The organism is Planktothrix tepida PCC 9214, assembly GCF_900009145.1.
GTDB classification, from domain to species: domain Bacteria; phylum Cyanobacteriota; class Cyanobacteriia; order Cyanobacteriales; family Microcoleaceae; genus Planktothrix; species Planktothrix tepida.
Genome location: NZ_LN889803.1, coordinates 70830 through 92060 on the forward strand (window position 1 = coordinate 70830; position 21231 = coordinate 92060).

Consider the following 21231-nt stretch of genomic DNA (forward strand, 5'->3'; position numbering starts at 1 on the left):
AATGGATGGAAGCTTTAATCTAATTGTTCAAATAATTCTGAAAACTGTTCTAAAAGTTTATAAACCATTGTACCGATTCTTTGAGGAAAATCCTCATCAGTAGGCTGGCACTCTCCTAGTTTTCTAGCTCGTTCAATTGCAGCAACTAGATACTTACCTTTAATAAATTCTTTATAGTAATTAGATTTAGATTTATCTGGGTGGATATCATCAAGAACCCTCTTACAAAGTTTAGGTCTACCTTTGATTCCTTCATTTTCAATGGATTCCCTGATTGTAGGTTGTTTGACTTTCCGTTTTTTATTAGTTTTAGATTTTTGGGAATTATTACTTTTCCCCAATTGAGTATCAGCATCTACAAAATGGAGAATTAACCAAAGTTCAAAGCAAGGGTTACTCAATCCCATTTTAAAATTTGTGTTGTCGTGACAGAGTTCTATTAATTGCTGAATTTTAACTTTACGGTTATTATAATCATCTGTATCAATAATCATCCATAATTCATCATACTCTTGGATATCATATTTTTTAACTAGCTCATCATAACATTGCTTTAATTGTGCATAAACAGCAGCAGGAGAAGAGTCTCCAGAATAGGTTTTATCAAGATATTTTAACTTAATATTCTTTCTGTTTAACTGTAAACAGTATTGTTGAATGAGTTCTTTAAAATAAAAATATTCTGTCTTGTCACCTTCTGCTGCAATAACATAAATTTTCCACTTACCATCCTTGCACTCATCTGAAATATCTTGGACTATTCGTTGATAATCATTTCTTTCTCTAGGCATTCGTTTATCCCTTATTTAGCCAAAACTGGTTCTTCATCATTTTTAATCTCTGGGAAAGAATGGATAGCTCCAAACCGACCGTTAATATAACCTTTAGCTAAATCTAAATTTTCTACCTGGGTGTTTGCAAGAGAATAGGCAATTGATTGTCCATGTTTATCTTGTTCAATAAACCAAATTTCATCCTTTCTAAAAAGTTCTTTAATATCCAAAAGAATAGCTTGATGTGTTGTAGCAATTAATTGGCTATTATGCAATTTATCATTTTGATTTTGATTCTCTATTTCAAAATTGAGAAAAATCTCAAATATTTTCCGTGCTAACAATACATGAAGGCTTCTTTCTATTTCATCAATCACAAAAACAGCATCGCCTTGAGACAGTTTAATTAACATTGGGATTAAATCTATAATTCTTTGGGTTCCATCTGATTCTTCTTCAATTTCAAACAAAACTTCTTTTTTATTTTTATCATACTTAATTATAACCAATTTCATAACTTTTAAAGCTTTTGAACCTGGAATAGATCGAATCATTAAACTGCTCCCTTTATTTCTCGATAAAACAAATATTGCATTAGCTGTTTCATCATGATAAGGGAATTCTTCTTGAATCATTTCTTTAACTTCTAGTGGAATTCTCTCATACTTTTCTAAATCAATCTCATTAATATCTACTCTTTCTATTCCTAAATCCAAAGATTGTAATAATTTATTAAATTTTTTAAAAAAACCTTGGTTCAATAATTTTTCATTGTCCTTTAACAGTAACGGAAGTGCAAAAGATTTACTTTCAGGGAATAAAATTGTTAATACCTTTGAGAACCAATTATAAATATTTTCAAAATATGTAATACTCCGCTCTTTAGAATTAGTTAAGAATAATAAATTTTCTCTCGTACTTTTAGATTCATATTTAATTCTGCTTTCTTCTTCACCTTCTATTTTATTAAATAGAGAATGTTTAAAGTTGAATTGATAATCATTACCATTTCTTTCATAAATGCTTTTTTCTTGATTAATACCTATTTCAAATAACCATTCTTCATAAACTTGAGTAGCATCAATGATAAATCCGTAAGCATACTGTTTTTTATCATGTCTAAACTCAAATTCAAACCGAGATGGCTTTTTTAAAGAATCTTGATCACGTTTAAATGGACTAACTTTTATATTTTTATTTTTATCAACACCATCTACAATAAAATCTTGAGCAAATTTCATCGCTTTAATCAAGTTAGATTTACCAGAATTACTAGCTCCATAAATTAAAGAAGTTCTTAATAATCTAATAGATTTTTTGTTATCCTCTTGAACAACATGATCAGGATGATTGTCGTCAGGAGAAGCAATCATCGTAAATTCAGTTCTTTCATTAAAGGATAGAAAATTTTCTACAGTAAACCGAATTAACATTGTTTTATTTTTAATTATATTTAAAGTAAAATCCTAGAGGATTCAACTTTAAATATAAAGATAGCTTATTAGCTCACAAGTGTCAACCCGATTTCCACATTTTGAACAGGGAAACGGTTACTTTTGCTTACGCTGAGGAATTAAGGGAGATTTAGCAGGTTCATAAGATTGTAATTCCTCATCTCCTGTTAGAATTTTGACCTTATAACCTAACTTAAGCTTCAGGATAGATACCGCTAACTTATAATGTAGCGTAGCAGTTTGATCTGATTGCATCAAGCTATAATTTTTCTACAGCCTAATTTTATAGTTGAGAAAAATGTTAAGCTAGATCATATTATTGAAAGTTATTAAATGAGTGCGATCGCAACTTCTCAAACAATGAATCAATCCTTAAATATTCCCTCTCATAACGATTTATTTGAACCCACGATTAAAGCTCTTAAATCTTTAGGAGGGTCAGGAACGGTGCAAGAAATTCATGATCAAGTCTGTCAAATTCAAAGTTTTTCAGAACAACAACAGAGCATTTTACATAAACAAGGGCCACAGACAGAAATTGACTATCGTTTAGGTTGGGTGAGAACTTATTTAAAAGTATATGGAGTTTTAGAAAGTGTAGGACGAGGAGTATGGTCACTCACGGAGAAAGGTAGAAATCTGCAAGTTATTAATCCTAAAGAAATTAATAGATTTGTCAATCAAACAACCCGAAAAAAAACTGAAAAGGTTATTTCTGAATCTGTTGAAGATATTAATTTATTACCACAACCTACAATTGAAACAATAGAATCTATTTCAGATCAGGATCAAATTCCTGCTAATTCAGATATTTGGATAGAAAAATTATTAGAAATTTTACAACAAATTCATCCTGATAGTTTTGAACGGTTATGTCAACGAATTTTAAGAGAATCCGGCTTTATTAAAGTTGAAGTAATCGGAAGAAAAGGAGATGGGGGAATTGATGGAATTGGAGTCTTAAAAATTGCCCTATTGAGTTTTCAAGTCTTCTTTCAATGTAAACGTTATAAAGGTTCTGTTGGCCCTTCTGAAATTCGAGATTTCCGAGGTGCTATGGTAGGAAGAACCGATAAAGGTTTATTTCTAACCACAGGAACTTTTACCAGTTCAGCCAAACAAGAAGCAACCCGTGACGGTGCGCCTGTATTGGATTTAATTGATGGGGAACAACTTTGTCAAATTCTCAAAGATTTGAATTTAGGAGTCGAAACAAAAATGATTGAAGTCGTTGAAATTGATCAAAATTGGTTTAATCATTTATAATTGCTATACTATAGTTAGCAATAATTGTTTTTTGAGTCATTAAACACTTTACCAATTCTCGATTATGCTTGTATTTTTTATTCATGGTGTCGCCACAAGAGATGCTTGCTACTCATCAAATTTACAACAACTGATCAAAACAGAATTTAGTCACCGGGAAGAAAAGAATCCTCATTTTTACGCTGGTTTTTGGGGTTCTGCCTTAACGGATATGGGGAAAATATGGAATGGTATTGATGAAGATTTAGCAGCCGTTAAAAAGAAATATCCTAAAATTGATACTGAAGAGATTTTTCGATATAGACCGTTTAGAGAAGGTTTATTTTCTCAATTTCTGGGAGATTTCTTTACCTATATGAATCTTGATAAGGGTCGAGAAATTCGTAAAACAATCGCGCAACAACTCTATAATTTTATTAAGCAAAATCCTGATGATTCTGAACTTCATATTGTTGCCCATTCGTTAGGAACTGTAATTCTATGGGATGTTTTATTTTCAGATCGATTTTCAGCGAAAGACCCCGCTTTATCGATTCGAGCTATGATTCGAGAATTGGAAAATCAGACAGATGTAAAACTTAAACATCAGGTTAATTTGAAGAGTATCACGATTATGGGTTCGCCCATTTTATTGATTAATATGATGTTAGATGTACGTCCAGAAAAAGTTAATCAATTGGCTCATTCCTATTCTTCTGAACAGCCTTTAAGATGGCTCAATTTAATTCATGCTTCGGACTTAATTGCTTATCCCTTAAAAGCGAGTTTACATTTGGATGAAAATAGTTATCTAAAGTTTGAAGATGAGTATTTATTAGAGGATGTTAACTTAGCTGAAAAAACAGCTAGAAGTTTAGGTCAAAATGAATTAGCAATGGTTTTGGGTTCCAGTGATGCCCATAAGAGTTATTGGAATTGTCCTCAAACTGCTCGATTAATTACTAATAATATTTTGAATCAACGAAAAGTGATTTTTCAAAATTTATTAAAAACCGTAATTCACCATTTATCTCAAGTTAAGGGGATGACCCCTATATCCGACGAAGTTATGGGAATAAAGCTCAATTATCATAGCAAGAATATTCGGAAGGGAGATCTTTATTTGCAATTTCCTGATAAAAGTGGTAAAATTTATTTATATATTAATGCTATTAACGTGCATCATGTTTATGTCTTAGATAGTGATAATGAACTGCAATTCGGTGGCTATGTGGGTTGGATAGATCAAGAAGGGTTAATGGAAAAACTAGAGTTAATCAAGGGTTTGATGATAAACCGTTAATGGATATCATATCGCTTCTAAACTATTGCTTAATTCTTAATCCCAGTTGTGGCAATCCCTCGAATAAATTGTTTTTGCCCGATTAAAAATAATACAATTACAGGAATTGAAGAAATGACAACCGCCGCCATTAATAATTGCCAACTGCTGGTAAATTGTTCTTGAAATTCCGCTAAAACTAACTGCACGGTTTTTAATTGGGGTTTAGTGGTAAATACCAGAGGTTTAAATAAATCATTCCATTCCCCAATAAAGGTAAATAAAAATAACGTCACTAGGGCAGGTTGAGCTAAAGGTAACATGATTTGCCATAAAATCTGCCATCGATTAGCTCCATCTAAAGCCGCAGATTCTTCTAACTCCACCGGAATTGTCAGGAAATATTGACGCAGAAGGAAAATTCCAAAGCCATTCACAGCCGTTGGTAAAATTAAAGCCCAATAGGTATTGAGCAGATGTCCCCACTTCAACACTAAAAAAATCGGAATTACCAATAACTGAAAGGGAATCACCAGCGTTGCCAGAACGAGCAATAATAGAGTTTGTCGTCCGGGGAACTGTAATCGAGCTAAGGCGTATCCGGCTAAAGCCGAAGTGATCACTTGAAATGCCGTTACTCCTAAAGCTACTAACGTCGAATTGGCAAACGCTAACAGAAAGTTCCCTCGATGCCAAGCTTGCTGATAGTTAGCAACGCTGAACTGAGTTTCGCCAACAGCGTTGGGAGTTGAGAAGGAAGTCAGCAACACCACCAATAAGGGTAATAATACAACCCCAGCCCCCATCAACAACAGACCCCAACTCAATCCCACTAATATTTTTTCCCGTTCAATTGCTGTTTTCATAAGCCTGTAATGGGTTCTAATCCTAATGATATCCACTCTCCCTCTTAATTTTGCATCAAAGATCATCCCAGATTGAGAAAAACATCAATCAATTTGAGGGGGAACGATATCCCACGCTGAAAAGACGCGGGTTTTGTGCGAGAATCGCTATAAGCTTAATTAAGTAGTTTCTCAAAAAATCGACTCTCCAACCCTATCTTAAGGTTGCCCCAACAAGGGGTAGGGAGTTTGTAAACTAGCTATAATAACTCATTTGCGATGAGGAGATTGTAAATCTATGCCACAGCTTGAAGCTATTCCAGCGATTGACTTCCAATCGGAAACCTATAAGGATGCTTACAGCCGGATTAATGCCATTGTGATTGAAGGGGAACAGGAAGCTTACGACAATTACATCAAGCTGGGTGAAATGTTACCAGAGCATCAAGAAAATTTAGCGCGTTTGGCTAAAATGGAAATGCGCCATCAGAAAGGGTTTCAATCCTGTGGTCGGAATTTAGCCGTGACACCGGACATGGAATTTGCTCGTGAGTTCTTTTCTTCCTTGCACCAAAATTTTAAGGATGCAGCCACAGAAGGTAAACTGGTCACCTGCTTGCTGATTCAATCTTTAATTATTGAATGCTTTGCGATCGCAGCTTACAACATTTACATCCCCGTTGCGGATGATTTTGCCCGCAAAATTACCGAAGGGGTGGTTAAAGATGAGTATCTGCACCTCAACTTTGGGGAAGAATGGCTAAAAGCGAATTTTGAAGCCTCCAAAGCGGAACTGGAAGAAGCCAACCGCCAAAATCTTCCGATTATTTGGAGAATGCTCAACCAAGTGGCCGATGATGCTCATATTCTGGGCATGGAAAAAGAGGCCTTAGTTGAAGATTTTATGATTGCTTATGGGGAAGCTCTAAGCAATATCGGATTTTCAACCCGCGATATTATGCGGATGTCCGCCTACGGTCTAACCGCAGCCTAAAATACCCTTTGGATTTTAGAGTAAATTGATGGGAGCATTGGCAGACTGGAAGCGGAGAACGGTTGTCCACCAGTCTGCGGCTTCTGACGCTAAAATCTAAAATCTATCTTAAAATCTACAGTTGAATCATGTTTGGTTTAATCGGTCATCTTACAAGCCTAGAACACGCCCAAGCCGTAGCCAGAGATTTAGGATATCCTGAATATGCTGACCAAGGGTTAGATTTTTGGTGTAGCGCCCCGCCTCAAATCGTTGATGATATTAAAGTCACGAGTATTACCGGCCAAATCATTGAAGGTAAATATGTGGAATCTTGCTTTTTACCGGAAATGTTAGCCAGCCGTCGGATTAAATCGGCGACTCGCAAAATCATTAATGCCATGGCTCATGCTCAAAAAAATGGTATTAATATCACGGCTTTAGGGGGATTTTCCTCGATTATTTTTGAAAATTTTAACTTAGAACAAATTAAGGAAGTTCGTAATATTAAGTTAGAGTTTGAACGGTTTACCACGGGAAATACCCACACTGCTTATATTATCTGTCGTCAGGTTGAAAATGAAGCGACAAAGTTAGGGATTAATTTAGCCAAAGCAACCGTTGCGATTTGTGGTGCGACTGGAGATATTGGCAGTGCGGTTTGTCGTTGGCTTAACCGTCTGACAGAAGCCGGAGAATTGTTATTAATTGCCCGTGATAAGGAACGCCTAAATGCTTTACAGGAAGAATTAGGACGGGGAAAAATTATGGGGTTAGAAGAAGCCTTACCTCAAGCCGATATTATTGTTTGGGTTGCCAGTATGCCCAAAGGGGTAGAAATTGACCCGAATACGTTGAAGAAACCTTGTTTGCTAATTGACGGCGGCTATCCTAAGAATTTAGCCACAAAAATTCAACATCCTGAAATTTACATTTTAGATGGTGGAATTGTTGAACACTCCCTTGATATTGACTGGAAAATTATGAAAATTGTCAATATGAAGTTACCCGGTCGTCAACTGTTTGCCTGTTTTGCCGAATCAATGTTATTGGAATTTGAAAAAATTTACACCAATTTTTCTTGGGGTCGAAATCAAATTACGCTGGAAAAAATGGAACACATTGGCAACGTTTCTGTCAAACATGGATTTAAACCTTTAGCTTTACCTTTGTAAGGGGTTGGGACGTTTAAAGCTTTTCAGGTCTTGCTTATCAACTTTTAATCTTAAGGGTTTATAAGCAAGCTAAACTTTTCCCTATAAACAGACACCAATATTAATCATCAATTATCAATAAATTTTCCATCTATCTTAATACAGAAATTTAACCGAGGAAACGACTTAAATCAAATTCACCTTCCGGTTGACATGGGCGATCGCGTTCAGCCATTAAAATTAATAATAATCGATCTGAATAATCAACTGTCCCTCGACATTCCTCTCGTAATATTTCTAACCCGCCATTGGCATATTCTTCAAAAATTAATGCTCGTTGTTCTTCGGCTTCGAGTTCAAAGGGAGATAAAATTTTAGGGTTTTGGGTTTCGGCGATCGCCACTAATTTAATCATAGCATCATATCCCCTGGAAATAAAAACTTCCATTGAAATCGGCCCTGGATCACGTTTAGAAAGTCCATCAACTGGAATTCGTTTTTTTCGTCGTTTTCCTAATAATGCAGCAAAAGCGATAACATCAGCATAGGTTTGAAACGGCCCTGTTTTGCCTTCAATTTCTGTCAGCGACCGCACTAATTCTGCTTTATCTTTCGCAATTCTAATTCGGGTTACTGCCATGACGGTTAGAGTTAAGATTAATCATGAGTTAATAAAGCAGAATCCTGTAATTTTTGTTTGACTTCATCCTTGAGAACCGCCATTTTTTTCTTTTCTCCTTGAATACTTTGAGGAATTCCCAACGCTTTTGCTAAAGATTTTGTTCGGTCTAAGGTTAAACGGTTGATATCGTTTAATTGAGTAATAGAAAAAGACTGTAATAATTTGATCACTCGTTTGCGATTTTCTGATTTTTGTCGAGGCGAAATCGGAAAAGATGGAGGTGAGGTTTCTGTTGAAATCGCAGGACTTTCTACCACTTCAACTGTTAATAGGGTCAAGGGTTTTTCCTCAACAGTGTTACGTTGTTCTAAGATCAGGGAAACTTCTGCTTCCGCTTGGGGAACAATAACAATCGGTTCAACTACGACTGCTGTTTTGGCTATCTCCTCTGCAATTAGGGTAACAACGGGTTCCTCTTCGGAGGTAGAGGGAGAAGATTTTGGAGATAAATTCGATTTCCAATAAGCTTTCCAGAGTTCGCTGGCATAGATCGAAGGATACACCATTGACCACCCAACCAGTTGGGAATAAACAACAGGTAAGGTATAGGAAGCTTTTAACCAGGGTAGGGAATAATAAGTAAACATTAACCGATCTTGAATCAATTGAAATTGACGTTTTCCTGATAATACCGCATTTTTTTGCAAGAGTACATCAGTCAAAACCCAGAATCCTAACCTGTTGTTTTTTCGGATGATTTTTCTGGAATTGAAAGTCAAGAGTCTTTTCAAATTTAGGCGATGGCTTCTGTCCAGAGTAATTTAATTTTGTGTTCAAAGCCTCCTTTTTCTGCCCGTTTATGATCTCGTTCTAATAAAATTCGTTCATTTTCAATCCCGTAACTTTCCATTAAAGCTTCTACTACCTCTAATAAATCTGCTAATTCCTGAACTAATTCCTGATCAGAAGCTTGGACAACTTCTTGAGCTTCTTCCAGAATTTTATCGCGTAAAGCTTGACGATATTCAGTTTCCGATAATGTGGTAATATCACACTGATACCCTGATTTTTGAATCAGTTCAGGAATGCGATCACGCACTAATTTGTTATAGTCTCGACGCAAGGTATAATTCTCCTATAAAATATGGGGGTTTTAGCTCAATGGAACAGGCATCTTGCCTGTCAACCTGTCAAATATTAAATCAAGTATCGGGTGTGGGATTTAAGAAATTAACAATTCCTGATTATTTTCTAGTTCCTAAAACCTAATCTCTCCCACGGGATCTCCAACACCCAAAACCCATTTAAACAATTGCACCCATTCTTTCTAGTTTAACAACAATTTAAATCGAATGTAAACTACTATGAAACCTGTGTATCAATATTTATCCTTTATTATTTGTAGCGTTGCGGTGTTTTTGGGAGGATATTTACTTAACCCCTATGCCACCCTAGCGTTAACGTCTACTCAAGTTACTCCTGTTTACGAATATCGCACTTTACACAATCCTGATGGTATTGGTAAATTTTATTTAGGTCGGGAAATTGCTCAAGTCATGGGTCATGAAGGCGCAGGATGGTTAGAACGCCCCAGCCGAGAAACCTCTGAACGCCCTCAACAAGCGATCGCAGCTTTAAATTTAAAACCGACGGATATTGTGGCAGATATCGGCGCAGGAACCGGATATTTTACCTTTAGAATTAGTTTCTTAGTTCCCCAAGGAAAAGTGTATGCAGTCGATCTACAACCCGAAATGTTAGAGTTAATTAATTTTGTCAAAAATCAGGAAACTATTCAAAATGTAGAACCCATATTAGGAACAGTTGATCATCCTAATTTACCCGAATCTACCCTTGATTTAGTGTTAATGGTGGATGCTTATCATGAATTTCAATATCCCCAAGAAATGATGCAAGGCATTGTAAAAGCCCTTAAACCAGGCGGACGAGTGGTATTATTAGAATATCGAAAAGAAAATCCTTTTATTTTAATTAAGGAACTTCATAAAATGTCAGAAAAACAAGTTAAAAAAGAAATGCAAGCCGTTGGTTTAAACTGGCGAGAAACTAGATCTTTTTTGCCTCAACAACATTTTTTAGTGTTTGAAAAACCTTAACCTTTAACTCGCTTTGGAGAAAATTTTGCGCTGAGAGGACTAAATAATGGTAAAATTATAATATCTGTGTATTTTCACAACCGATGGGGCAATCCTCCCCTGTTAAATTAAAATTGATATTGATATGAGTGTTAGAGTTCGTCTTGCCCCAAGTCCAACCGGGAATTTACATATAGGAACGGCTAGAACTGCGGTGTTTAACTGGTTATTTGCGCGTAACCAAGGAGGTACATTTGTTCTGCGGGTTGAAGATACTGACTTAGAACGGTCTCGCCCTGAATATACTGAAAACATTCTCACGGGGTTAACGTGGTTAGGCTTAACCTGGGATGAAGGGCCATTTTATCAATCTGATCGTTTAGACTTATATCGTCAAGCCATCCAAACCTTATTGGAAAAAGGGTTAGCTTATCGTTGCTATTGTACCCCAGAAGAATTAGATGCCATGCGAGAAGCCCAAAAAGCTAATAACGAAGCGCCTCGCTATGATAACCGTCATCGCCATCTGACTCCCGAACAGCAAGCACAATTTGAAGCCGAAGGTCGTCAAGCGGTAATTCGCTTTAAAATTGATGATGATCGAGAAATTAGTTGGACAGATTTAGTACGCGGAAAAGTCACTTGGAAAGGCAGTGATTTAGGCGGAGATATGGTGATTGCTAGAGCTTCTAATCAAGGTGAAATTGGGCAACCGCTTTATAATTTTGTCGTGGTTGTTGATGATATTGATATGAAAATTACCCAGGTTATTCGGGGTGAAGATCATATTTCTAATACGCCTAAACAAATTTTACTTTATGAAGCGTTAAATGCAGCAACTCCTGAATTTGGTCATACACCATTAATTTTGAATGCTGAGGGGCGTAAGTTATCAAAACGGGATGGCGTTACCTCGATTTCTGATTTTAAAACAATGGGATATACCCCCGAAGCGTTAGCGAATTATATGACGTTATTGGGTTGGACTCCCCCCGATGCAACTCAGGAATTATTTACGTTAGAAGAAGCCGCAAAACACTTTAGTTTTGAACGGGTCAATAAAGCCGGAGCAAAATTTGATTGGGATAAATTGAATTGGATTAATAGCCAATATCTTCATAAAATGCCCATTCCCGAATTAACAGCTTTATTAATTCCCTATTGGCAAGAAGCGGGTTATCAATTTGACCAGAATACAGATCGAGCTTGGTTAGAACAGCTTACGGCATTAATTGGCCCTAGTTTAACCACCTTAAAAGATGCCGTTGAAATGAGTCAATTATTTTTTACCCAAACCGTAGAGTTAGACGAAGAAGCAAAAATGCAATTACAACAAGAAGGTGCGATCGCAATTGTGCAGGCAATTCAGGATAAAATAACCCAACAACGGGATCAACCCTTAACATCAGATGCTGCTAAAGCAATGATTAATAGTGCGATGAAAGAAACAAACGTCAAAAAAGGTTTAGTGATGCGATCGCTCAGAGCAGCTTTGATGGGAACAATGCACGGCCCAGATTTAATTGAATCTTGGTTACTGTTCCATCAAAAAGGGATTGATTTAATTCGTTTTCAAACTGTTTTACAGGGTTAATTTTAACGAGGCAGATATCATGGCAAATTCTCCCAGATCTCGCAAATCATCCGATGCTAAAGGCAATTCTTCCCAATCTAAAAAACCTAAGCCTACCGTGAATTCAACACCCGCCCAAGCATCTGAAGCAGAAACGGGAGCTAATTCCCCCCTATCCCCATCTTCAGAACCTCCGGTTGCTGAAACTCCCGTTGAGGAGTCTGTCACCCCAGCAGAACCCATCACGGATGAAGCAATTGTAGAGCAGGTGCTTGAAGAGTTACCCCCGGTGGAAGAACCGACATCGGAACCTGTAGCCACCGAACATCCGGTTGTGGAAGAACCGACACCGGAACCCGTAGCCACCGAACATCCGGTGGAAGAACCCACATTAGAACCTATAACTGATCAAGCGATAGTGGAACAGGTTCTCGAAGAGTTACCGCTTGTAGACGAACCTACGCCGGAACCTATCGTTGAGGAGCCTGTAGCAGTGGAAGAACCCACACCGGAACCTGTCGTTGAGGAGCCTGTAGCAGTGGAAGAACCCACGCCGGAACCTGTCGTCGAGGAGCCTGTAACTGATGAAACAGTCGTGGAACAGGTTATTGAAGAGTTACCTCCAGTCATTGAACCGACACCGGAACCTGTGACGGATCAAGCGATAGTAGAACAAGTTCTCGAAGAGTTGCCTCCTATCGTTGAACCAGAACTTGCTGAACCTCAACCGCAATGGGCTAATACTTCAGCAACGGAGGTTTTATTCAATGCTGAACCCGTGACAACCCCTGCCACTAAAGTTGAGGTGGTTATTGATTCTCCAACTTCATTCTCTTATGATTCTGTTAACCAATCTATACAACCTATGAAAGAAGAAATTCTCGCGTTTTTATCTCAACTTCCCGAAAATTTAGGAGGTTTCTTTAAGGAATACAAGCGTCCTTTAACCACTGTGGGTTTATTAATTGCCCTCTTAGTTACCTTTAAAATTTTAACGGGATTAGTGGAAATTATTAATGAAATTCCTCTAATTAAACCCACGTTTGAAACCGTTGGTTTGGGATATTCAGCTTGGTTTATTTATCGTTATCTCCTGAAAGCAGAGACTCGTAAGGAACTCAGCACCGATTTTAATACCCTCAAAGAAGAAATTCTGGGTAAAAAATCATAAATAAAACAGTTCCAACAATGACTAATGCAACTCTAAAACACTTAGCATTGGGCGTTGTGATGATGACGGTTGGGGTATTACTGCCTCGTACAGTTCAAGCTCAACCGTTTAACGCCGCATCCACCCCGATGTTTGAAAACATTACCCTAACTCCTCAGTTTAGCCCTGACCCGATGCTAATTCGAGGATTGAGTGGAGGGCCAGCTTTAGCAAAAGATATCGCCGGACGAGAAGACACTCAAACCGGAACTTGTCAGGGTTATGTGGATCAACAACCCGATCACACTTTAATTTTAACCAGTTTTTTTGATTATTTAAAACTCCAAGTCCAAAGTAGTGAAGATACGGTTTTAGTCATTCGCGGGCCTGGAGGAAGTTGGTGTAGCGATGATTCTAAAGATATTAATCCTAGTATTGAAGGTCAATGGTTATCGGGAAAATATGAAATTTGGGTGGGATCTTATAAACCCAATACCTATCACCCCTATGTGATTTCAATTACAGATAAACAATAGTGTCGGCTTAAACCCTTGTCACTCTAACGATTTCTCGGTAGGTACATACCATTTAATTAAATCATAGGTCTTCTGGATAATCGGTAATTCACTCATTGTCTAATCTGGCATAACAGGAAATCTGTTGTTGATGGGGGTCAATTCCTAAAGATTGTATTAAATTATTAAAGATAGAATCCAGGTTATGATCGTCGCCATTGTCGAGAGGATTATTCATGGCTATAATCCAAAATATTTAACTTTTTATTATAACGTAGTCATCATTTATTCAACAAGGAATGAACTGTCTAACAAAACTTCTAAAGGCTTTTAACGTTGCAGTTTCTCCATCGATTAAACTTTGACGAATATATTGAGGAATGATTTCTAAAGGTAGCCAGGGAAAATGTAAACTTTGAGTGACTTGCTGATAAGATTGAGTCGTTTTATCTAAAATAAAAACTTCTAGTTTTCTGCCATTATAACGCCACAGTTCAGGAACTCCAAAGGCTGCATAAATCGGACGTTTATCTAAAGAACTGCTGGTGATATCAATTTCTAAAACTAAATCAGGGGGTGGGTCTGATACTAAATCAATATTCTGTTGATTTCTAACTAACGATTCATTTTCTAAATAATAACAAGAATCCGGTTCTGCACCTTTTAAGACTTCTTCTCTTTTTAATGTTAAAGAACCCATTTTTTTAAGATTTAGGTTTAATTCATCAGCTATAGCCCGAATTAAATCATCAATAAACCGATTATTATTTTCATGTTCTCCTAATGGGGTCATAATTTCTAATACTCCCTGATCATAATATAACCGAGCCGAGCGATTATTTCCTAAATCGGTTAATAAATTGATAAACGTTTTCCAACTTACCTGTTTTAACAGGGTACGTTGTTCCGGTAAAAATAAAGTAGATGTAGTCATTGTGGGTTTACCTCCATCTATTTAGGATAACCTCAAATCAGGGGTTTGGCAATGGCAGAAATTTTAAGGACGTGATAACGCTTATTTTATCTCCGAGGTTATCAACACCATTTTTATTCCTATTCTAACAGATCATGAATAAAATTTAGCCTTCCTGCAATTAAAAACCGGACTGTTTTACTACCTGAATTGCCTTTCTCCGAACTTCTAAAATTTGACCAATCTCACGCGCAAAACTCGGTTGACGTTCAATCATTTGATTAACAACAGTCGAAGGAATAATCATCACTTCTAAATCTTCAATAGCCGTTACAGAAACTGTACTAGGTTCACCGGAAAAAAGAGCCATTTCCCCAAAAAATTCTCCTGCTTTCAGTGACAATACTTCGCATTCAGTTCCCCACGCATCCGGGGTTGTTAAAAGGGCTTTTCCTGAAATAATAATATAGAGATCATTACCTGGATAGCCTTGCTGAATTACTTTTTCTCCTGTACCAAAGTGATGAAGCATAACCCCTTGAGACAGATTATCTAGGTTAGTTTGTTCTTTTTTTAGGGGGACAAATACCGGAATTGATTGTAGGGTTTCAGCAAATTTTTTAGAAGGATCTTCTGCTGGAGAATTCGAGCCACGAACATGATATAACGTCCGAATTGGAAAAGGAATTTTTAAGTTATTGCGTTGGGCTGCATACCAAATTCGAGTCATAAACCGATCTCGAATTTTTTCCAATTCGCTATAGTTTTCAATAAAAAATTTCACTTCATAAGTTACACTAGAATCATCATAACAAAGGGTAAAAATCTGTGGTTCGGGTTCGCTTAAAATTCCCTGAGTTGAAAGGGCTGTACTTTTTAAAACTTGTTTGGCTAAATTGGGTGGATCATTATAGGAAAATCCAATTTGAATGCGTTCTGCATGAAGGCGTAAGGGTTGGCTAAAGTTATGAATGGTTTCTCCACTAATCACTTTATGGGGAATTACAATCATTTCCCGATCAAAGGTTTGTAGGCGAACTGCACGCCAATTAATATCAATAACTTGTCCGACCGTATCTCCTACTTTTAACCAATCTCCAACGGTAAATGGACGCTCAAATAACAGTGCAATTCCTGACATAATACTGCCCAATGTATCTTGAAGGGCTAAAGCAATGACGATGGAACTCACCCCCAATGCGGTTGCTAAACCTGCCAGATCCGCATTCCAAACACTTGATAACGCGATCGCAGTTCCTACCAAAATCAAAAATAGTCGAGAAAGATCAATCAGAAGTTTAGGAAATCTCGCCCGCCAAGTATCAGCTTCTGCTTGTTCAAACAAGATAACATTCAGTAGAGAAAGTGCAGCATGAATCACAAAAACCCATAACAACGTTTGAACTGTTTTGATTAAATTGCTATTAGGATCAAGTTTGAGAACATACTGCATAAACAGCATGAACACCAGCACAGGTAAGACTAAATTTCTGACTACCTGTAACGTTGTTGCTAGAGGTTTACCCCGTCTTTTAAGACGATGAATTATTTCTCCTAAAACGATGATTAAAAAAGGAAACCCTACAGTAAGGATGATTGACCAAATAAATAAATTACTTTGAATCATTGTAAAGTTAATTGATATCAGTTATGGGATAGGAAATAGATATAAGTTTAAATTTGTAATAGCGTATCATCTTATTTATAAAATTCCTAAACCCTCAACTTCTATGGCTGAGTGTTTATTTTTCAATAACCACCCATTCAATTTAGGTTTACCCGTTACTTCTGGCTCAGAGATAGGCTCAAACTGATACAGATCCTGAAGCCGACGATAAACGGTCTGAGATACTAAAATTCTTCCGGGTGGACAGGCATTTTTGAGGGCTGTAGCCCGGTTGATTGTATCACCCCAAACATCAAAAATACAGCGATTTCGACCCACAATTCCCGCAATAATATCTCCAGCGTTAATACCAATTGAAATATTCAAGGATAATCCCCGTTCATGGCTAAATCGACGCACAATAATCAAAATTTCTAAAGCAACATCAAGGGCGCGTTTATCGTGATCCAGATAAGGAATTGAAAGTCCACAAACGGCTAGATAACTATCTCCAATTGTTTTAATTTTTTCCATCCCATATCGTTCAGCAACTTCATCAAATGCAGTGAATAAATCATTTAAAATAGCGACGGATTCATTAGCACTTAAGGAGCTAGATAGTTTAGAAAATCCGGTTAAATCGGAGAACAAAACAGCAACATTTGATACATCTTCAGCCATCTCTTTGTTTCCCCGTTGAAACCGTTTTGCGACTGAAGTAGGAAAAATACTTAACAATAATTCTTCATTTTCTTGATTTTTTTGTTCTACCAGTAAGGTTTGAGCCTGTAGATTCCGTACAATTTGATTGAAGGATTTTGCTAATTCTCCAAATTCATCTTCTGTTTCTAAAGGTACGATCGCATCAAGTTGTCCTGCGGAAATTTTGCGGGTTCCCTTAATCAGTTGATTGATCGGGTTCACAAATAAATTGGCTAAAACCATTGCAATTAATGTTACTAATAACATGAGTAATGTCGCTGAAATTAGAATTTGATTCCGAAAAGAATAAATCGGAGCATACGCTTCTGATATATCTATTTCTGATAAAATTACCCAGTCTAATCCATCAATGCGAAGGGGTGCAAAGGAACTCAAAACCGGAATGTTTCGATAGTCTCTAATAATTCGAGTTCCTTGCTTACCATTTAACGCATCCGCAACGGCTTCTGTTCTTACATATTGTTGTAAAATAGACGTACCATATTGATTAATTCGGTTGATTTCTGTCTCACTCATTCCTAATGATCTCAACGCTTTAGCATAGCCTTTTGGATCTTGTACTAAAAACCTTGAAATGGAACGCATTAAGGTATCTCGTCCGACTAAATAGGTTTCCCCTGTTTGACCTAAACCATCGCTTTCCCAATGCTGATTACCCGTCATCACATTATTAATTTCATTAACCGGAAGTTGAAAAGCTAATACCCCAATTAGCTCAGATTGATTCAAAATAGGAGCCGCGATAAATGCTGCTGGAGCACCATAGGAAGGAGCATAAGCTTGAAAATCAATGATTGTGGCATAATCTCTTGATTGTGATTCTTTTACCTTCTGAAATAGATCAGCGAGATTACTATTTTGATAGGGGCCGTTTTCTAAATTAGTTGTAAAGTCGGTTTCTTTAAAAACGGTATAAACGATATTTCCTTGGGGATCAATCAGGAACATATCGTAATAACCAAACTTCTGAATAATATTGCGAAAAATAGGGTGATAGCGAGCATGAATTTTGCTATATTGGCTTCCATCTTTGGCATAATCTAAGGCATCTTTTTTACTCACTGGATGGGGATTATCAGCGATATAATAATATTGTAAATAGCGCGAAGCGATTGTTTTGGGTAGATAGGATTCTAAAATCGGTGAACCTTCTTCAGTTTGGGTGAGGCGGGGAAGAAATTTGTCACGGTAGTAAGTGATTAATTTGGGGTCAAAACTCTGGGAAATATTAATAGTTTGGAGTTGAGGATAAGCCGTTGCAAATTCTTGCATAGCTGTAATGATTGCTGGATCTTCGCTCAAAGTTTGGGTATGATTGCGAATATTTTTAAAGTAGGATTCAATTTGGTAAGCTTTGGACGCGCGAACACTCGTTAACTGATTAAAAACTCGGTGTGTGAGATTTAATTTTCCACTCCGATACCCTAAATAAGCAGTGACTAAAATTGAACAACTGCTGACGGCTAGCAGCATCATGATCAATTTGGATTTGATACTGACAGAGGTAAGCGATCGCATAATTAAAAAAGTCAAGATAGAGTTTACCTCCATCAATGGAGTATAACCTAAGATTTCAGAACACAATATGTCTTAATCAAAGCTGACCTATTATTATTGTTTTTTTTTAAATTATCAGCAGCACAAGCTACAATTAGAGAAGAAATCAGATGATTCTATTTCTCCGTATCGCTATCTGATTAAAAAGCTAATAAATGATTAAATAGGAAATCAAAAATTATCTGATTATCCCTACCTTCTTTCTCTTCCAGAAAGAAGAATAGGGAATCTATAAAATTAAACTGTTAACTGTTCTAAAGCATTTTCAACTGCTTTTAAGGCTGTATTGACTTCCTCCTCCGTCACAATTAATGGGGGAACAAATCGTAACACTTTCGGGCCAGCCGGAACTAATAATAATCCCGCTTCCATTACCACTTTTACGACTTCTGGAGACGTTAATTCCACATCTTCTTTTAATTCCAAACCATTAATTAAACCCCATCCTCGCACTTCCGCAATTAAATTAGGATATTTTTGAGCAATTTCTGTTAATTTGCTGCGAAGTTGTTCACCTCGTTTTTGTACATTTTCCAGAATATTTTCTCGTTCTAAGGTTTGACAAACTGCCAACGCCACCCCACAAACAAAAGGATTTCCGCCAAAGGTAGACGCATGACTTCCGGGTTCAAACACATCACAGAATGCTTTACACATCATCGCCCCAATGGGAATTCCACCTCCTAAACCCTTGGCTGAGGTGAAAATATCGGGTTCAATTCCTAAGTTTTCATAACCCCATAATTTACCACTGCGACCCATGCCAACTTGGACTTCATCTAAGATTAAAAGGATGCCTTTATCATCACAAATTTGACGAATTTTTTGGAAATATTCAATATCCCCAGGACGCACGCCGCCTTCTCCTTGCAGTGCTTCTAACATAATTGCGGCAACCCGTCGTCCGTCTTTATCAACTTCAGAAATTGTCGCTTCTAAAGCTTCAATATCATTATAAGGAATATAAACAAATCCCGGTACTAACGGACTAAAACCTTTTTGATATTTCGGTTGTCCGGTCGCCGTAATTGTAGCTAAAGTCCGACCATGAAAACTCGCATGGGCTGTTAAAATAACCGGGTCTTCAATATTGAGTTTTTCATGAGCATATTTCCGGGCTAATTTAATCGCACCTTCGTTTGCTTCCGCCCCAGAATTACAGAAAAAAGCTTTATCTGCACAAGAATGATTTGTTAACCATTTGGCTAATTCTCCTTGCACGGGAACATAATATAAATTAGAAACATGGTGCAAAGTTTTAATTTGCTTTGTCACCGCTTCAATTAACGCAGGATGGGCGTGTCCTAGGGTACAAGTTGCAATTCCGGCGACAAAATCTAAGTATTCTTTACCCTGTGTATCCCAAACCCGACACCCTTCTCCCCGCTCTAATGCAATGGGGAAACGGGCGTAAGTATTCATGACATGAGAATTAAAGTCATCAATACTAAAATGATTGGTAACAGGGGGTTCTTTCACTAAGGTTTCTGGACTCACAAATCACTCCTGAATTCGGTTGGTGTTTGATTCTCAATTTTAGGCTAAAATTTCCCGTTTCGGGGTTATTGTGTTAGCCAATATCTAACTTCGTCAGGGTTTATTAATATTTTTTGCCCGTTCGCCTTAAATAGGAGAATAGACTCTCCTAATTTGGAGTTAATATCCTTAATTTGAGACGCAATAGGGTGCGGACGTTGCCATCTCGTCACCCTGGGATATTACAATTTATATTCTAAGGGTTCACAAAATTCATTAATTCCCGATTTTACCGCATAAAGAACAACGGGAGTAATTAATAAGGCAGGACATTGATTTTCTGCAATTAAAGCTTCTACCATCGCTTTAATATTGCCTTGAATTAATTCTTCTCGGAGGTCTTTATTACACAAACTCACGCGATATCGTTTCGCTAACCCATCTAACCAATTTTCCGAAGTATCGGGTAATTGCCCAACATGAATTGCCATTTCTATAGCCGCATCTTCGAGATCTCCTTCACAATCTTCAATTCGATCTAAAGCTTCTAAAGCAACGGAATATTCAGCCAGTTGTGAGCGAAATTGAGCAATTTCTTGAGACGTTAGAATAATCATAACTAACTCGTTAAACTTCAGGAACTTAATTGGTACTGAAACATGATATCAGGATCAAACCAAGCGGTTAGGGCAACGGCTAAAGCATCAGCAGCATCATCAGGTCTAGGAATTTCTGTTAAATTCAGTTCTCGCGCAACTGCTTGCTGAACCTGATATTTATCCGCATTTCCATAGCCCGTTAAAGCTTGTTTAACTTGACCCGGAGTAAACTCAACTAAGGGAATCTGATGTTGAGCTAAGACTAATAATAACACTCCTTTTGCTTGAGCAACAGCAATAGTATTTGCCATGCGATAAAAAAACAGCTTTTCAACAATGGCTAAATCCGGTTTAATGTGGATTAATAACTGATTTACATCATCATAAATAATACATAACCGTTTCCCTAATTCAGTTTTTGCGGGTGTTTTTATTACCCCAAAATCAATTAAAGAAACCGCTTCTTGTTCCTGAGTTTTATCATTAATTTGACATTCAATTGCCCCAAATCCTAATATTGCCAAACCCGGATCAAACCCTAAAATTACTTTTTTCATAAAGCGAGACAACAATAGGACACTGAACGATTCAGGAACACAGCCATCATTAATATCCTAATTGTCCTAGCTACTGCTATAACTCTTACACTGATAACTGATAACTGATAACTGATAA

At 37.1% G+C, this 21231-nt stretch carries 22 protein-coding genes; 8 read left to right on the forward strand and 14 right to left on the reverse strand.

The features are described 5' to 3' along the window. Nucleotides 1-14: 14 nt before the first annotated feature. The 3 genes from PL9214_RS18090 to PL9214_RS31370 form a co-directional block, all read right to left on the reverse strand. Nucleotides 15-791, reverse strand: coding sequence for an RloB family protein (locus PL9214_RS18090; RefSeq protein ID WP_072720171.1), 777 nt, complete (start codon nucleotides 789-791; stop codon nucleotides 15-17). Nucleotides 792-802: 11 nt separating this feature from the next. Then, complete coding sequence (locus PL9214_RS18095; protein ID WP_072720172.1) at nucleotides 803-2206, reverse strand: AAA family ATPase; 1404 nt, start codon at nucleotides 2204-2206, stop codon at nucleotides 803-805. A gap of 117 nt (nucleotides 2207-2323) precedes the next feature. Beyond that, complete coding sequence (locus tag PL9214_RS31370) at nucleotides 2324-2482, reverse strand: hypothetical protein (RefSeq protein ID WP_186440397.1); 159 nt, start codon at nucleotides 2480-2482, stop codon at nucleotides 2324-2326. Between the two features lie 78 nt (nucleotides 2483-2560). Here PL9214_RS31370 and PL9214_RS18100 point away from each other — a divergent pair, with 78 nt between their 5' ends. Further along, nucleotides 2561-3493, forward strand: a complete 933-nt coding sequence (locus PL9214_RS18100; protein WP_245824286.1) for a restriction endonuclease — start codon at nucleotides 2561-2563, stop codon at nucleotides 3491-3493. Between the two features lie 64 nt (nucleotides 3494-3557). Continuing rightward, nucleotides 3558-4775 carry an alpha/beta hydrolase family protein gene (locus PL9214_RS18105; RefSeq protein ID WP_072720173.1) on the forward strand — a complete coding sequence of 406 codons (1218 nt, stop codon included), beginning with the start codon at nucleotides 3558-3560 and terminating at the stop codon, nucleotides 4773-4775. A gap of 29 nt (nucleotides 4776-4804) precedes the next feature. Here PL9214_RS18105 and PL9214_RS18110 read toward each other — a convergent pair whose 3' ends face one another. Continuing rightward, complete coding sequence (locus PL9214_RS18110; RefSeq protein WP_072720174.1) at nucleotides 4805-5620, reverse strand: carbohydrate ABC transporter permease; 816 nt, start codon at nucleotides 5618-5620, stop codon at nucleotides 4805-4807. A gap of 277 nt (nucleotides 5621-5897) precedes the next feature. Between PL9214_RS18110 and PL9214_RS18115 the strand changes: the two genes are divergently transcribed. Further along, nucleotides 5898-6593 (forward strand): aldehyde oxygenase (deformylating), encoded by a 696-nt coding sequence (locus tag PL9214_RS18115; RefSeq protein ID WP_072720175.1) that lies wholly within the window; start codon nucleotides 5898-5900, stop codon nucleotides 6591-6593. Between the two features lie 128 nt (nucleotides 6594-6721). After that, on the forward strand, nucleotides 6722-7747 hold the full coding sequence (locus PL9214_RS18120; protein WP_072720176.1) for a long-chain acyl-[acyl-carrier-protein] reductase: 1026 nt from the start codon (nucleotides 6722-6724) through the stop codon (nucleotides 7745-7747). 148 nt (nucleotides 7748-7895) lie between these two features. Here the strand turns inward: PL9214_RS18120 and PL9214_RS18125 are convergent, their stop codons facing one another. The 3 genes from PL9214_RS18125 to PL9214_RS18135 all read right to left on the reverse strand — a co-directional run bounded on the left by PL9214_RS18125 (nucleotide 7896) and on the right by PL9214_RS18135 (nucleotide 9471). Then, nucleotides 7896-8366: a DNA phosphorothioation-associated protein 4 gene (locus PL9214_RS18125; RefSeq protein WP_072720177.1), complete on the reverse strand. Its 471-nt coding sequence runs from the start codon at nucleotides 8364-8366 to the stop codon at nucleotides 7896-7898. 17 nt (nucleotides 8367-8383) lie between these two features. Next, nucleotides 8384-9070 carry a hypothetical protein gene (locus tag PL9214_RS18130; protein WP_139295102.1) on the reverse strand — a complete coding sequence of 229 codons (687 nt, stop codon included), beginning with the start codon at nucleotides 9068-9070 and terminating at the stop codon, nucleotides 8384-8386. A 71-nt stretch (nucleotides 9071-9141) separates the two neighbouring features. Further along, on the reverse strand, nucleotides 9142-9471 hold the full coding sequence (locus PL9214_RS18135) for a nucleoside triphosphate pyrophosphohydrolase (RefSeq protein WP_072720179.1): 330 nt from the start codon (nucleotides 9469-9471) through the stop codon (nucleotides 9142-9144). Nucleotides 9472-9712: 241 nt separating this feature from the next. Here PL9214_RS18135 and PL9214_RS18140 point away from each other — a divergent pair, with 241 nt between their 5' ends. The 4 genes from PL9214_RS18140 to PL9214_RS18155 all read left to right on the forward strand — a co-directional run bounded on the left by PL9214_RS18140 (nucleotide 9713) and on the right by PL9214_RS18155 (nucleotide 13703). Continuing rightward, nucleotides 9713-10465, forward strand: a complete 753-nt coding sequence (locus PL9214_RS18140; protein ID WP_072720180.1) for a class I SAM-dependent methyltransferase — start codon at nucleotides 9713-9715, stop codon at nucleotides 10463-10465. A 124-nt stretch (nucleotides 10466-10589) separates the two neighbouring features. Then, nucleotides 10590-12038 carry a glutamate--tRNA ligase gene (gltX, locus tag PL9214_RS18145; protein WP_072720181.1) on the forward strand — a complete coding sequence of 483 codons (1449 nt, stop codon included), beginning with the start codon at nucleotides 10590-10592 and terminating at the stop codon, nucleotides 12036-12038. Nucleotides 12039-12057: 19 nt separating this feature from the next. Then, nucleotides 12058-13188: a CAAD domain-containing protein gene (locus tag PL9214_RS18150; RefSeq protein ID WP_072720182.1), complete on the forward strand. Its 1131-nt coding sequence runs from the start codon at nucleotides 12058-12060 to the stop codon at nucleotides 13186-13188. A 17-nt stretch (nucleotides 13189-13205) separates the two neighbouring features. Then, nucleotides 13206-13703 (forward strand): hypothetical protein, encoded by a 498-nt coding sequence (locus tag PL9214_RS18155; protein WP_072720183.1) that lies wholly within the window; start codon nucleotides 13206-13208, stop codon nucleotides 13701-13703. Between the two features lie 88 nt (nucleotides 13704-13791). On the opposite strand, the gene PL9214_RS32740 is transcribed toward PL9214_RS18155, so the two are convergent. The 7 genes from PL9214_RS32740 to ruvC all read right to left on the reverse strand — a co-directional run bounded on the left by PL9214_RS32740 (nucleotide 13792) and on the right by ruvC (nucleotide 21113). After that, nucleotides 13792-13920 (reverse strand): hypothetical protein, encoded by a 129-nt coding sequence (locus PL9214_RS32740; RefSeq protein WP_281250341.1) that lies wholly within the window; start codon nucleotides 13918-13920, stop codon nucleotides 13792-13794. Nucleotides 13921-13971: 51 nt separating this feature from the next. Continuing rightward, on the reverse strand, nucleotides 13972-14616 hold the full coding sequence (locus tag PL9214_RS18160) for a Uma2 family endonuclease (RefSeq protein WP_072720184.1): 645 nt from the start codon (nucleotides 14614-14616) through the stop codon (nucleotides 13972-13974). 160 nt (nucleotides 14617-14776) lie between these two features. Then, nucleotides 14777-16222, reverse strand: coding sequence for a mechanosensitive ion channel family protein (locus tag PL9214_RS18165; protein ID WP_072720185.1), 1446 nt, complete (start codon nucleotides 16220-16222; stop codon nucleotides 14777-14779). A gap of 75 nt (nucleotides 16223-16297) precedes the next feature. Continuing rightward, nucleotides 16298-18400, reverse strand: coding sequence for an adenylate/guanylate cyclase domain-containing protein (locus PL9214_RS18170; RefSeq protein WP_222425251.1), 2103 nt, complete (start codon nucleotides 18398-18400; stop codon nucleotides 16298-16300). Between the two features lie 318 nt (nucleotides 18401-18718). Then, nucleotides 18719-19978: an aspartate aminotransferase family protein gene (locus tag PL9214_RS18175; protein WP_072720187.1), complete on the reverse strand. Its 1260-nt coding sequence runs from the start codon at nucleotides 19976-19978 to the stop codon at nucleotides 18719-18721. 221 nt (nucleotides 19979-20199) lie between these two features. Continuing rightward, the gene (locus tag PL9214_RS18180; protein ID WP_072720188.1) at nucleotides 20200-20574 is read right to left on the reverse strand and encodes a hypothetical protein; all 375 of its coding nucleotides are present in this window, start codon (nucleotides 20572-20574) and stop codon (nucleotides 20200-20202) included. 17 nt (nucleotides 20575-20591) lie between these two features. After that, entirely contained in the window at nucleotides 20592-21113 is a 522-nt protein-coding gene (ruvC, locus tag PL9214_RS18185) for a crossover junction endodeoxyribonuclease RuvC (protein WP_072720189.1), read from the reverse strand. Nucleotides 21114-21231: the final 118 nt, after the last annotated feature.